13 protein-coding genes are annotated in these 13,186 nt (G+C 46.6%); 7 read left to right on the top strand and 6 right to left on the bottom strand.

Features of this window, described 5'->3' with window-relative positions; genetic code table 11:
• Positions 1 to 103: 103 nt before the first annotated feature.
• The 4 genes from ACQ31U_RS02395 to murJ all read right to left on the bottom strand — a co-directional run bounded on the left by ACQ31U_RS02395 (position 104) and on the right by murJ (position 4,577).
• Complete coding sequence (locus tag ACQ31U_RS02395) at positions 104 to 1,228, bottom strand: SEL1-like repeat protein (protein ID WP_431053506.1); 1,125 nt, start codon at positions 1,226 to 1,228, stop codon at positions 104 to 106.
• Between the two features lie 104 nt (positions 1,229 to 1,332).
• The gene (locus tag ACQ31U_RS02390; RefSeq protein ID WP_431053505.1) at positions 1,333 to 2,025 is read right to left on the bottom strand and encodes a tetratricopeptide repeat protein; all 693 of its coding nucleotides are present in this window, start codon (positions 2,023 to 2,025) and stop codon (positions 1,333 to 1,335) included.
• Positions 2,026 to 2,042: 17 nt separating this feature from the next.
• Entirely contained in the window at positions 2,043 to 2,978 is a 936-nt protein-coding gene (gene ribF / locus ACQ31U_RS02385; protein WP_431053504.1) for a bifunctional riboflavin kinase/FAD synthetase, read from the bottom strand.
• 30 nt (positions 2,979 to 3,008) lie between these two features.
• A complete protein-coding gene (gene murJ, locus ACQ31U_RS02380; RefSeq protein ID WP_431053503.1) occupies positions 3,009 to 4,577 on the bottom strand; it encodes a murein biosynthesis integral membrane protein MurJ in 1,569 nt (522 codons plus the stop codon).
• A gap of 358 nt (positions 4,578 to 4,935) precedes the next feature.
• Here murJ and rpsT point away from each other — a divergent pair, with 358 nt between their 5' ends.
• Positions 4,936 to 5,202 carry a 30S ribosomal protein S20 gene (gene rpsT, locus ACQ31U_RS02375; protein WP_431053502.1) on the top strand — a complete coding sequence of 89 codons (267 nt, stop codon included), beginning with the start codon at positions 4,936 to 4,938 and terminating at the stop codon, positions 5,200 to 5,202.
• 81 nt (positions 5,203 to 5,283) lie between these two features.
• Here rpsT and ACQ31U_RS02370 read toward each other — a convergent pair whose 3' ends face one another.
• Entirely contained in the window at positions 5,284 to 5,976 is a 693-nt protein-coding gene (locus ACQ31U_RS02370) for a YtjB family periplasmic protein (protein WP_431053501.1), read from the bottom strand.
• A 96-nt stretch (positions 5,977 to 6,072) separates the two neighbouring features.
• On the opposite strand from ACQ31U_RS02370, the gene serB reads away from it, so the two are divergent.
• The 4 genes from serB (at position 6,073) to ACQ31U_RS02350 (ending at position 9,626) form a co-directional block, all read left to right on the top strand.
• On the top strand, positions 6,073 to 7,026 hold the full coding sequence (serB, locus tag ACQ31U_RS02365) for a phosphoserine phosphatase (protein WP_431053500.1): 954 nt from the start codon (positions 6,073 to 6,075) through the stop codon (positions 7,024 to 7,026).
• A 53-nt stretch (positions 7,027 to 7,079) separates the two neighbouring features.
• On the top strand, positions 7,080 to 7,571 hold the full coding sequence (locus tag ACQ31U_RS02360) for a YajQ family cyclic di-GMP-binding protein (protein WP_431053499.1): 492 nt from the start codon (positions 7,080 to 7,082) through the stop codon (positions 7,569 to 7,571).
• A gap of 34 nt (positions 7,572 to 7,605) precedes the next feature.
• The gene (locus ACQ31U_RS02355; protein WP_431053498.1) at positions 7,606 to 7,785 is read left to right on the top strand and encodes a DUF5363 domain-containing protein; all 180 of its coding nucleotides are present in this window, start codon (positions 7,606 to 7,608) and stop codon (positions 7,783 to 7,785) included.
• A 326-nt stretch (positions 7,786 to 8,111) separates the two neighbouring features.
• A complete protein-coding gene (locus ACQ31U_RS02350) occupies positions 8,112 to 9,626 on the top strand; it encodes a carbon starvation CstA family protein (protein WP_431053497.1) in 1,515 nt (504 codons plus the stop codon).
• Positions 9,627 to 9,802: 176 nt separating this feature from the next.
• Here ACQ31U_RS02350 and gapA read toward each other — a convergent pair whose 3' ends face one another.
• Positions 9,803 to 10,813: a glyceraldehyde-3-phosphate dehydrogenase gene (gapA, locus tag ACQ31U_RS02345; RefSeq protein WP_431053496.1), complete on the bottom strand. Its 1,011-nt coding sequence runs from the start codon at positions 10,811 to 10,813 to the stop codon at positions 9,803 to 9,805.
• A 294-nt stretch (positions 10,814 to 11,107) separates the two neighbouring features.
• On the opposite strand from gapA, the gene msrB reads away from it, so the two are divergent.
• Together msrB and nhaB are read left to right on the top strand one after the other, a co-directional pair.
• On the top strand, positions 11,108 to 11,500 hold the full coding sequence (gene msrB, locus ACQ31U_RS02340; RefSeq protein WP_431053495.1) for a peptide-methionine (R)-S-oxide reductase MsrB: 393 nt from the start codon (positions 11,108 to 11,110) through the stop codon (positions 11,498 to 11,500).
• A 134-nt stretch (positions 11,501 to 11,634) separates the two neighbouring features.
• The gene (nhaB, locus tag ACQ31U_RS02335; RefSeq protein ID WP_431053494.1) at positions 11,635 to 13,179 is read left to right on the top strand and encodes a sodium/proton antiporter NhaB; all 1,545 of its coding nucleotides are present in this window, start codon (positions 11,635 to 11,637) and stop codon (positions 13,177 to 13,179) included.
• Positions 13,180 to 13,186 lie beyond the last annotated feature (7 nt).

Below are 13,186 nucleotides of genomic sequence, written 5' to 3'. Positions count from 1 at the left end.
TATACGCAAAGTGCGGTGGGTTTTCGATAGTTTTTGGATAAGTCGTTATAGAAAAAAAGCAGGGCTGGAAAACAAAAGTGCGGTTTTGCAACCGCACTTGAACTCACTCTTTCTTCATCATCTGCATGAGTGTACGATAATTATTACAGCCGGGTTGGTTTTGGTTATCGCAGGCTTTACGGTACCAGATTTCGGCTTGTTTGAAATCCTGGGTCACGCCGAGCCCCTCGCTATACATCACGCCCAGACTGTTTTGTGCCGGCGGACTATTTTGCTCGGCGGCTTTTTGCAGCCAGTGCACGGCTTGTGCATAATCGGCTTTCACGCCTTGTCCGGCGCGGTACATCAATCCGAGATTATATTGTGCCGCCGGGTAGCCTTGATCTGCCGCTTTTTGAAACCAACGTAGCGCTTGCGCATAATCTTGTGCGACCCCTTGTCCGTCATAGTACAGCAAACCAAGATTAAATTGCGCCAAGGTAAATTCCTTATCCGCGGCTTTTTGAAACCATTGCCGCGCTTGCTGATAATCCGGATTTCCAGCCTTCCCGTCACGGTACAGCACGCCGAGGTTATATTGTGCCAGGGTGAAATCTTGCGCAGCGGCTTTGTGATACCAGTACAACGCTTGCGGATAATTCGGGGGCATCGCTTGCACATCGCTATACAGCGAGGCGAGATTATACTGTGATTTGGCGTCGCCTTGTTCTGCCGCTTTTTGAAACCAATGCCGTGCGAGCGGGTAGTCCTGTTTAACGCCTTCGCCTTCGCGGTATAACACGGCGAGCGCATATTGCGCTTCAGCCAGATTTTGTTCGGCGGCTTTTTGCAGCCACTGTGCGGCGAGTGCATAATCTTGTTTAACTTTCAGATACAGGTAGGCAAGGTCAAATTGTGCTTTGGCATGGTTTTGCTCAGCCGCTTGTTGCAACCAATACAGCGCCTGAGAATAATCTTGTGGAACACCAATACCGTCACGTGATAGCTGCCCAAGCGCATATTGCGCCTCGGCGAAGTTTTGCTCGGCAGCTTTTTTAAACCACATGACCGCTTGCCGATCACTCTCTGTGCCGCTGTCAGACAGAAAATAGTGATCGCCCAGCTCAAATTGAGCTTGCGCATCGCCTTGCGCTGCACGGGTTTGCAACTGTGCCAATGATTTCGCTTGTGCGACTAACGGTAAACTTAATACTAAAGCCAAAAGTGCGGTATAAAAATATTTCAGCATAAATTCCTCATCCTAGATTAAACGTTTAATTTGAAGATGCGCAGTCTGATCGTGGGACGGTTGCGGATGTTGGCAACTTGATGGCGCCGACCGCACTTTGATCTTTAATAACCTTGTTCACGGAGTGTACGGTAATTATCACAGCCGCTCTGTTCACTGTTGCCACAAGCTTTAGCATACCATTGTTTTGCTTTAATAAAATCTTGTCTTACCCCTTGCCCATTACTATAGAGAACACCCAGATTATTTTGTGCCTGAGGATTGCCTTGTTCTGCTGCTTTTTGATACCACTGTATGGCTTGTCGGTAATCTTGTTTTACTCCCCGCCCATCATCATACATCATACCCAAATTATATTGGGCTGAAGAATGACCTTGTTCCGCTGCTTCTTGATACCATTTAACGGCTTTTTGATAATCCTGTATTATTTCCGATTGCTCATAGATAACGCCTAAATTATATTGTGCTACAATATCGCCTTGTTCCGCCGCTTTTTGATACAATTCAACAGCTTGGTGATCATCTCGCGTTACCCCTTGTCCATGGTTATACATAAAACCTAAATTATTTTGTGCATAAGCATGACCTTGTTCAGCTGCTTTTTGATACCATATTGCGGCTTGTTGGTAATTTTGTTCAACGCCTTCACCGGTATTATATATCACGCCTAAATTATATTGTGCATCGACATCGCCTTGTTCTGCTCGGACTTGCAATTGTTCAAACGATTCCGTTTGCGCGCTTAACGGTAAACTTAAGCATAAAGTCAAAAGTGCGGCATAAAAGTATTTCAGCATAAATTCCCCATTCAAGATTAAACGTTCAATTTGAAAAAATCTTTCGCAGTTTGTACATCATTGGCGATCTGTTGTTTCAACTGTTCAAAATCGGCGAATTTGATTTCGTTGCGCAGTTTATGCCGCAATACGACTTCGAGCGGTTCGCCGTAAATTGCGCGTTGAAAATCGAAGATATGCACTTCCAGTAGCGGGCGTGTGCCGCCATCGACGGTGGGGCGGTTGCCGATATTGGCAACGCCGAAATGCTGCTGACCGTACTTGTCGATAATTTCGACGGCGTACACCCCTTGAATCGGATTGACTTGGCGGTGCAGGTGGATATTGGCGGTGGGGAAGCCGATGGTGCGTCCCAATTTTTTGCCGTGCGCCACTCGTCCGCGAATGCTATAAGGTTTGCCTAACATTGTTTCCGCCAAAGCGAGATCATCATCGGCAAGGGCTTTGCGGATTAAGGTGCTGCTAATCCGTTGTGCGTGCAGCGCAAAACTATCGTTGTTTTCTACCGTGAAACCGAATTGTTTGCCTGCGTGTAGCAAGGTTTGGAAATTGCCTTGCCGTTGTGCGCCGAATTGGAAATCATCGCCGATACTGAGAAATTTGACTTGTAATTTATTGACCAAATAATCTTGAATAAAACGTTCGGCGGAGAGACTGGCAAAAGTGCGGTTAAAGCGAATGCACAGCACATAATCGATTGCGGCTTGTTGTAAAAACATGAGTTTATCACGCAAACGCATTAAGCGTGCCGGGGCATTTTCGGCGGAAAAAAATTCGTTCGGTTGCGGTTCGAACAACATCACCACCGTCGGCAAGCCCAGTTGCCGCGCTTTTTGTTTCAAGTGGGCGAGAATCTGTTGATGTCCCAAATGACAGCCGTCGAAATTGCCAATCGTCAGCGCACAGCCTTGTGGCAGTAAGGGTAAATTATAAATCCCACGGATTAATTGCATACGATATTCCAATCAAAAGATAGCCCGAAATTAATGGCGGAAATGCTGTTTGCGCACGCCGAACAGAGCCAATAAGATAAAATAAACCAACGCCGCGCCGAAGATCAACCAAGCCAACCAATGAATACGTTGAAATAAACCCATTGACGCCCATGCGTTCAGTGTCGGTGAGTAATAGAAAATAAATGCGCCCATGCCGAGTGCCGCCCCTAAAAGGCGCAGCGCAAAGATTACGGTGGTTTTGCTGAAATGGTACACACCGTCTTTTGCCAGCCCGTGATAGAGCAGATATGCATTCAGGGTGGAAGACATTGCCGAGGCAATCGCCAAGCCGACATAACCGAACGGAATCGCCAACAGGTTAAAGCCCATATTGCTCACCATCGCGATAATGCCATAGCGCACCGGCGTTTTGGTGTCTTGCCGGGCGTAGTAGCCGTTGGCGAGAATTTTGATCAACATATAACTCAGCAGTGCGCTGGTGAACGCCCATAACGAATACGAAGCGGCGATCACATCACTCAATAAAAAACTGCCGCGCATAAACAGCACCATTAACATCGGCTGCGCCAAAATCGCAATCCCGATTGCCGCCGGAATGCCGAGCAGCAAAATCATACGCACGCCCCAATCCATGGTATCACGGAAGGCTTGGCTCACGCCGAGTTGATCGGTATCTTTATTGACATGGTGGCGTGCCAGCGTTGGTAAAATCACCGTCGAAATCGCAATGCCGAACAAACCAAGCGGAAATTCAAGCAGGCGGTCGGAATAGTACAGCCAACTGATCGAACCGGTCATCAGAAAACTGGCGATAAAGGTGTCTAACAGTAGGTTGATTTGGCTGACCGACACCCCGAACAGCGCAGGAATCATCAAAGTGCGGATCTTCTTCACGCCCGGATCGTTCCACGCCCATTTCGGTTTCACCAGCATGTTGGCTTGTTTTAAAAATGGAATTTGGAATAAAAATTGCAGCAGACCGCCAAGGAAAATCCCGATTGCCAGTGCCATATCCGGGCTTTCCATCCGCGGCGCAAGCAAAAGTGCGGTGGCAATCATCGCAATATTGAGCAACACCGGCGAAAACGCCATCACGCCGAATTTGCCGAGGGTGTTTAAAATCGCCCCCGACAACGCAACCAGCGTGATAAACCATAAATAAGGAAAGGTAATTTTTAACAACAATGAAGCTTGTTCATATTTATAACCGTCCGCGCCGCCGTTGAGCCAATCCATGAACCAGCCTGTGCCGAAAATCGCCGCAATCACCGGCGAGCCGACCATCGCAATGACGGTGACAATCGCCACCAAGCCGCCGAGCGTGCCGTTCACTTTGGCGACAAATTCTTGCGTTTGGCTGAGATTACCCTCTTTGCGGTATTCCGCCAACACCGGAATAAAGGCTTGCGAAAACGCACCTTCGGCAAATAAACGGCGCAAAAAATTGGGGATACGGTTGGCAAATAAGAAAATATCGGCAGCCGCGCCGGCACCGAGCAAATTGGCGATCACCACGTCGCGGATTAAGCCGAGCACGCGCGACAACAGGGTCATGCTGCTGACGATGATGCCGGATTTCAATAACGGTTTACTCAAAACGGGATCTCTGATGTTGTGATAAGGGAATAGTTGTGGCTAATTGTATAGAAAATTTGTTTTTTAGCTATATTCCACACAAAAAAACTGCTAAAATCGCCCCCCTATGTGTGAAATAACGTGTTAGGTAGAGCGTGCGAAGTCGGGAATGATGACGAAAGCGGCTCTTTTGTCCGAACCCTGTTTTCGCTGTGGCTACAACCCTAAATCGTGTCTTGTTGCGGCAATACACGGCGATAACGAACAAAGTGCATATTACTATTTGGCAAACGCATATTGACAAACGCATAGAAAACAGGCATATTCTACGCCTTTATTTTTATGTCCATTTTTTACAGAAATTTTTGGGAGTTTGACCTTGGCTAATATCAAGTCAGCGAAAAAACGTGCGATTCAATCTGAAAAACGCCGTCAGCACAATGCAAGTCAACGTTCTATGATGCGTACTTACATCAAAAAAGCCTACGCAGCCGTAGCGACCGGTGACAAATCCGCAGCCGAAACCGCATTTGTCGAAATGCAAAAAGTGGTGGACAGAATGGCTTCTAAAGGCCTGATCCACGCGAACAAAGCTGCTAACCACAAATCTAAATTAGTTGCGCAAATCAAAAAATTAGCCGCTTAATTTAATTTGTCGTTAAACAGATTTTAAATAAAAACCGCACTTTGAATCGAAGTGCGGTTTTTTATCACCTCAGAATCACGACTAAGCTTTAAACCGTCGCCGTTTGGAATGGAAACGCTGTGCCGAACCCGGCTTGCTTTGTCCGCCGACCGCACTTTTGTTTTCTTGGGTGATAATCAGGATTTTCTGCCGTTTACGCAGGAAATAGTGAATGCTACTGGCGAACAGCGCCCCGGCTAAGAAGATGATAATCAATTCGCCATAAAGGTGATGGAATAGGGCGTTGATTTTATCTTGCGTGGTTTGCCCCCCGTATTGGGTATCGAACGTCACGCGCAGATAGCCGAGTAAGCCGCGCGTCGAGGAATGGATTGGTTCAACAATTTGTTGTGTATTGCCGTTTTCCTGATTGTCGGGATTGTCCAAGCCGATACGATCGCGAAAATTAACGTTGTTGCCGCTTTGCGCCAGAATCACGCCTTGTGCCGAATAAACCGTGGCATCGAGCACGAATTCTTGTAAGCGGAATTGATCCAAGCTTTCGCTCAGACTTTCCGGTTTCGCATTATTTGCCAACAACACCGACATCAGATTCGCCTGTTGCCGCACCAAGGTGTGCGACAGATAGGAGACTTGATTGACACTGGCGAGCTGCGAACCGACTTTAAATTGGTTCACGCCGTACAGAATCACGCTGGTAATCGCGCCGCAAGCCAAGATAATCATCAGCAATAGTACCGATTTGATGACCTTTTCTTTGTTTAAATAGACCAATGCCGCCTCTTATAAATGTTCAAATGCGTGAAATTATGCTATTAATACCGTTTGATAAGAACGGAGTATAGCATAGTAAAACAACTTGGAACGAGTATGCCGCAACACAATCTCAATACGATAACCGATTTTTGCACAAAATTACCGATCGCCTTGAACGGTGAAGCCGGCGCAGCAAGTGCGCTTCGACCGTTTGTGCTGTACGGAAAAACCTTAGACAAAACCAGCCTGTTCGCCTTTGCCGAGCAGATACAACAGCCGTTACTGCTGTGCGATGTTTGGCTGAGCGAGCAGACGCTGGCGGTGATCCTAAAAGGCGATTATCAATCAGAGTGGCGCAATATCGCCAATCAACTGGGCTGCGATCTCGCACCGTTAAACGGCGAAGTGCAGTTGCAAACGGCGGGTTTATTGGTAATGGATATGGATTCCACCGCGATTCAAATCGAATGTATTGATGAAATTGCCAAGCTGGCTGGCAGCGGCGAGTTGGTGTCGGCAATCACCGAACAGGCAATGCGCGGCGAATTGGATTTCGAGCAGAGCTTGCGCCGTCGGGTCGGCACATTGCAAGGCGCGCCGGAGCAGATTTTACAGCAAGTGCGGTCTACATTGCCGCTCATGCCGGGCTTGGAGCGGTTGTTGCAAGTGTTGCAACGGCACGGTTGGCGTATCGCAATTGCCTCAGGCGGCTTTACCTATTTTGCCGATTATTTAAAACAACGCTTAAAGCTGGACGCAGCGGTGTCCAATCAGCTGGAAATTATCGACGGCATATTGACCGGGCAAGTGATCGGGCAGGTGGTGGACGCAAACGTTAAAGCGCAAACCCTTAACCGTTTGCGTGAACAATTTGGTTTAAGCAAGCAACAGACCATTGCGATCGGCGACGGCGCAAATGATCTGCCGATGTTGGCGCAAGCCGGTTTGGGCATTGCGTTCCATGCCAAACCGAAAGTGCAGCGGCAGGCGCAAGTGGTGATTAATCACGGCGATTTGACCGCACTTTTGTTATTATTAGACGCCAATCAACGTTTGCAAACGTTATAAATATTAAAAACCATAAATTTGAGCATAAATTTGAGATTGAGGAGAAAGAGAGTATGCCTTCTTTTGATATAGTATCCGAGGTAACCGCACACGAAGTGCGCAATGCGGTGGAAAATGCCAACCGTGATTTGAGCAACCGCTGGGATTTCAAAAACGTACACGCCACGATAGAGCTGAATGAAAAAGAGGTCAAAATCAAAGTCAGCAGTGAGTCGGATTTTCAGGTCGAACAGTTGTTGGATATTTTGCGCAACGCCATGATTAAACGCGGTATCGAGCATAATTCGTTGGATATTGACGAACAGTTTGAGCACAGCGGCAAAATTTACAGCAAAGAAGTGAAAATCAAACAAGGGATTGAAAGCGAGATGGCGAAGAAAATCACCAAGTTGGTGAAAGACGCCAAAATCAAAGTGCAAACCCAAATTCAAGGCGATCAAGTGCGGGTGAGCGGCAAATCCCGCGATGACTTACAAGCGGTGATTCAACTGGTCAAAGGCGCGGAGTTGGGGCAACCGTTCCAATTTAATAATTTCCGCGATTAATTGGCGTTGCTCAATTCTTTATTCAGGAGGCAAAATGACAGAAGCAAAGAGTGCACCACAGAAAAAAAGCTGGTTTAAACGTGCATTGGATAAATACGACGCGTTTTGTAAAGAGGTGGGCGCGGATCAGGGCGGCGGTTGCCGTCGTTGTGTGCCGATCGTCAGACAAGATCCGGAATTAGAGAAGAAAACACCACCAAGCGAAAATAAATAGCTTGTTATTGTTTTACTATTGATAATAGCCCTGCTTTGGTTTGCTTTAACTGAAGCAGGTTTTTTTCTTATCTTGATCGCGCGATCTACAGTGTTTTTTGCGTACTGAGCGAAGATGATGTCCCTTGGTCAGAGGCGCTAAAAACAGAAACTCAAGCGAAGAACATGATTATTTGTCCGTTTCTTGCACTGCAGTCTGGGTAAATTGTGTTTTTTATCACATTTCTGGCATAAAACTATTCAATATTTTTTTACATTTCTTTCACTCGGCATAAATTCTGATAGAATGCCCGCACCCTAATATGTCCAATTTTTGAGGTGCTTACTATGTTATGGTTTTTTCTCTGCGTTGCCTTGTTGCTCGCTGGTTATTTCATCTACGGTTCGATTATTGAGCGTATCTTCAAAATCAATCCGTCCCGTGCCACCCCGGCACACCATATGGCTGACGGGTGCGATTATGTGCCGATGTCAAAGAAAAAAATTTGGTTGATCCAGTTGCTGAATATTGCCGGAACCGGGCCGATTTTCGGTCCGATTCTGGGGGCGTTATACGGTCCGGTGGCAATGTTGTGGATCGTTTTCGGTTGTATTTTCGCCGGTGCGGTGCATGATTATTTCTGCGGAATGCTCAGTATTCGTAACAAGGGCGCCAATATTCCGTTTTTAGCCGGAAAATACTTGGGACAGCCGATTAGACACTTTATGAATATCTTGGCAATTCTATTGCTGTTGTTGGTCGGCGTGGTGTTCGTGGCAAGCCCGGCATCGCTGTTAACCAACATTACCGGTGATATCCTGAATTCCGGTGCGGTTGGCGCAGGGGCGGTTAACGAAAGCGCCGGTACGAACAATGCGCAAATCTTGATGATTTGGACCGGTATTATTTTTGTTTACTACATCGTCGCGACGTTAGTGCCGATTGATAAAATTATTGGTCGTGTTTATCCGATTTTTGGTGCGTTGTTACTGTTTATGACCATCGGCATGCTGTTCGGTTTAATCTTCGAAGGTATTCCGTTCTTCAGAACGGTCGGTATGGATGTTGATTTTGGCACCTTCTTGCAAAACCTACATCCGAAAGAGCTGCCGATTTGGCCGTTATTGTTCATCACCATTGCCTGTGGTGCGATTTCCGGCTTTCATGCAACGCAATCTCCGTTAATGGCACGTTGTACCGAAAATGAAAAAGAAGGCCGTTTTATTTTCTATGGTGCGATGATTGGCGAAGGGGTGATTGCCTTAATCTGGTGTATGGTCGGTTTGAGTTTTTACGAATCTTCCGAAGCGATGAATGCGGCGATTGCCGCCGGTACGCCGTCGAAAGTGGTATATGACTCTGCAATCGGTATGCTGGGCGTATTCGGCGGTATTTTGGCGGTGTTAGGCGTGGTGATTCTGCCGATTACTTCCGGCGATACTGCTTTCCGTGCCGCACGTTTGTTGATTGCCGATTTCTTCCACATGGATCAACGCAATATAGCCAAACGGTTGATGATTGCGATTCCACTGTTTGCGGTCGGATTTATGGTATCAAAAGTTGACTTCTCCATCCTGTGGCGTTATTTCGGTTGGGCGAACCAAACCACGGCAACGGTGATGTTGTGGGTGGCTGCGGCGTACTTATACCGTTACAATAAATTCCACTGGGTATGTACCATTCCGGCGATCTTTATGACCACCGTTTGTTCGACCTTCCTTGCTTATGCGCCGATTGGCTTTGGCTTAGAATATCAAACGGCAGTCTATGTCGGCTTTGCAATTACCATTGCGGTTACCCTTGCCTTCTTCCTGATGTTAAAACCGATTGCCAACGGCGATCCGGATTCGGAAGTGGCTTAAAACTAAGCCAGATTAAAGAGCACAAAACCTTGTCATATTTTTGGCGAGGTTTTTTGGTATTGATTATTAGCGGGAAAACGGCTGGCTATTTTTAGGTTTAGGCTTTAGGCAAAAAAATACCGCACTTTGGTGTTGAACCGAAAGTGCGGTATGAATGGGGTGGCTTAACAGCGCAATTATTTAGCGATGTGAGCAACCAAGTCTAATACTTTGTTTGAATAACCGGTTTCGTTATCGTACCAAGAAACCAATTTCACGAAAGTGTCGGTTAATGCGATACCTGCATCCGCATCGAATACGGAAGTCAAGGCACAACCGTTAAAGTCGGTAGAAACAACGGCGTCTTCAGTGTAACCCAATACGCCTTTCAATTCGCCGTTGAAGGTTTTACCTTCGGCTGCGTCTTTGATTGCCGCTTTGATTTGCTCGTAAGAAGCTGGTTTTTCCAGGTTAACGGTCAAGTCAACAACAGACACGTTCGGTGTCGGAACACGGAACGCCATACCGGTCAGTTTGCCGTTTAATGCCGGCAATACTTTACCGACCGCTTTGGCGGCACCGGTTGAAGAAGGGATGATGTTTTGTGCCGCACCGCGACCGCCGCGCCAGTCTTTTGCAGAAGGGCCGTCAACGGTTTTTTGGGTTGCCGTGGTGGCGTGAACGGTGGTCATCAAACCGTCTTTGATACCGAAAGTTTCATGAATAACGCGAGCCAGAGGGGCTAAGCAGTTAGTGGTGCATGAAGCATTGGAAACGATATCTTGGCCAGCATATTCGCCGAAGTTTACGCCGCTAACGAACATTGGGGTGTTATCTTTTGACGGACCGGTTAAAACCACTTTTTTAGCGCCGGCAGTGATGTGTTTGCGTGCGGTTTCGTCAGTTAAGAATAAACCGGTCGCTTCAACCGCAATATCAACACCGATGTCGTTCCATTTCAGGTTCGCAGGATCACGTTCAGCGGTAACACGAATGGTTTTGCCGTTAACAATTAAGTTGCCGTCTTTCACTTCAACGCTACCGTCGAAACGACCGTGAGTAGAATCGTATTTCAACATATAAGCCATGTAATCAACGTCGATTAAGTCGTTGATACCAACAACTTCGATGTCATCGCGTTGTTGAGCTGCACGGAAAACGATACGACCGATACGGCCAAAACCATTAATACCAATTTTAATTGCCATGAGATTTTTACCCTTGATTAAGTTTAACAAAATTACTACATTTAGCTGCTATTTCGCCTAAAAACGTTACATTTTGTTTCATTTTCGTGCGTTATAGCGGTTTCATGTAACTCTGTGAAGTATATCACAGGTTTGCCTTGCTTCGAAACAACAAATTCTTGAGGCAAGTCAAGATAGCGAAAAAAATATAGCAGATAATGAATGTCGGGTATAGGGGCAGAAAATCGAGATATTTTGTTGTATTTTGTTTTAGAATGAGACGGAATTCAGGTTTCGATATTAACGGGGAAAAGGATGAAAACAAGAGCGCGGTTGAACGCCGAACAGCGGCGGGTTTGCCTCGAGCAAGGCACGGAATTGCCGTTTAGCGGGAAATTATTACGGCAGCAGGGTGTCGGGCTGTATCGTTGCTTATTATGCGATACACCGCTTTTTTTATCGGACACCAAATTTGATGCCGGTTGCGGTTGGCCGAGTTTTTACCAAACGGTGTCGGAACAGGCGATTCGCTATCTGGACGATTACAGTTTGGGGCGCCATCGCACGGAGATTCGCTGCGGCAACTGTGATTCGCATTTAGGGCATGTTTTTGACGACGGTCCGCCGCCGACCGGGTTACGTTTTTGTGTCAATTCGGTCTCGTTGGTTTTTGAAGATCGGCAAAGTGGCGAAATAATCGAAGGTTAGCGGCGGTAAAATGTGATTTAGCTAGCATTTTTCCACATCGGATTATAACAGCATTATCCTTTTTGCGTATCTTGATTACAATAGAGCTTAATGTCTTATCATATTTAAATTAAAAAGAAAGTTGGGATAACAACATGAATTACAGTCGTGCGATTTTGCGTAATTTTTTAGGAAAAACACCGGATTGGTATAAAGCGTGTATTTTGGGATTTTTGATTGTAAATCCGATCGTTTATTATGCGATCAGTCCCTTTTGGGCGGGTTGGTTGTTGGTTGCGGAATTTATCTTTACCTTGGCAATGGCGTTAAAGTGTTATCCGTTGCAAGCCGGAGGCTTGTTGGTCATCGAGGCTATTTTTATCGGCATGACCACGCCGAACCAAATTATGCACGAAGTGATGGCGAATATTGAAGTCTTGCTGCTGTTGATGTTTATGGTGGCGGGGATCTTCTTTATGAAGCAGTTGTTGTTGTTTATTTTCACTAAACTGTTATTAGGCATTCATTCCAAGTTGCGCCTTTCGCTGGCATTTTGCCTGTGCGCGGCTTTTTTATCGGCGTTTCTTGACGCTTTGACCGTGGTGGCGGTGATTATCAGCGTCGGCACCGGCTTCTATGCGGTTTATCACAAAGTGGCTTCCGGTTATACCTTCGATGATAATTCCGACGATATTTTCAACGATCAAAAAATTGATATGTCGCGTAATACCTTGGAGCAATTCCGCAGCTTTTTACGCAGTTTGATGATGCATGCCGGGATCGGTACCGCACTTGGCGGGGTGATGACCATGGTGGGCGAGCCGCAAAACTTGATTATTGCTGCTCAGGCAGACTGGGGCTTCGGTGAGTTTTTCGTGCGTATGCTGCCGGTGACGTTACCCGTTTTGTGTTGCGGTGCGTTGACTTGCGTGGCGTTGGAACGCTTCAAAGTGTTCGGTTACGGGCAACGTTTGCCGCAAAAAGTCTGGGTGGTGCTGGCGCGTTATGAACGGGAGCGGAGCCGAAAATTGACCGAACAGGATCGTGCCAAATTGTATGTCCAGGCATTGGTTGGGATCTGGTTGATTTGCGGTTTGGCATTCCATTTGGCGGCAGTCGGTTTAATCGGATTAAGCGTAATTATTTTGGCCACGGCATTTTGCGGTATCACCGAAGAGCATGCTTTGGGTAAGGCGTTCCAAGATGCGCTGCCGTTTGCTTCATTATTGGTGGTATTTTTCGCGGTAGTGTCGGTGATTATCGATCAAGGCTTGTTTCAACCGATTATCCAGTTTGTATTGCATGCCTCCGAAGAAACCCAGCTAGCGTTATTTTATATCTTTAACGGGCTATTATCTGCGATTTCTGATAACGTATTCGTCGGTACGGTGTATATCAATGAAGCTAAAGCGGCATTAATGGCAGGCACGATCTCCCAACAGCAGTTTGAGCTGATTGCGGTGGCGATTAACACCGGTACCAACCTGCCGTCGGTCGCAACGCCGAATGGACAAGCCGCTTTCTTATTCTTACTAACGTCTTCATTTGCACCGTTAATTCGTTTATCTTATGGACGAATGGTTTACATGGCATTACCTTATACTATCGTTTTATCGCTGGTTGGGTTAGTATCCGTAGAATTATTGTTGCCAAAATTGATGATTTGGTTTGAAAGTGTCGGCTGGATTGTTACAACATAAGAAGGAA

Source organism: Testudinibacter sp. TW-1, from assembly GCF_050613185.1.
Lineage (GTDB): Bacteria > Pseudomonadota > Gammaproteobacteria > Enterobacterales > Pasteurellaceae > Chelonobacter.
This window is presented reverse-complemented; position numbering and strand designations above follow the sequence as displayed.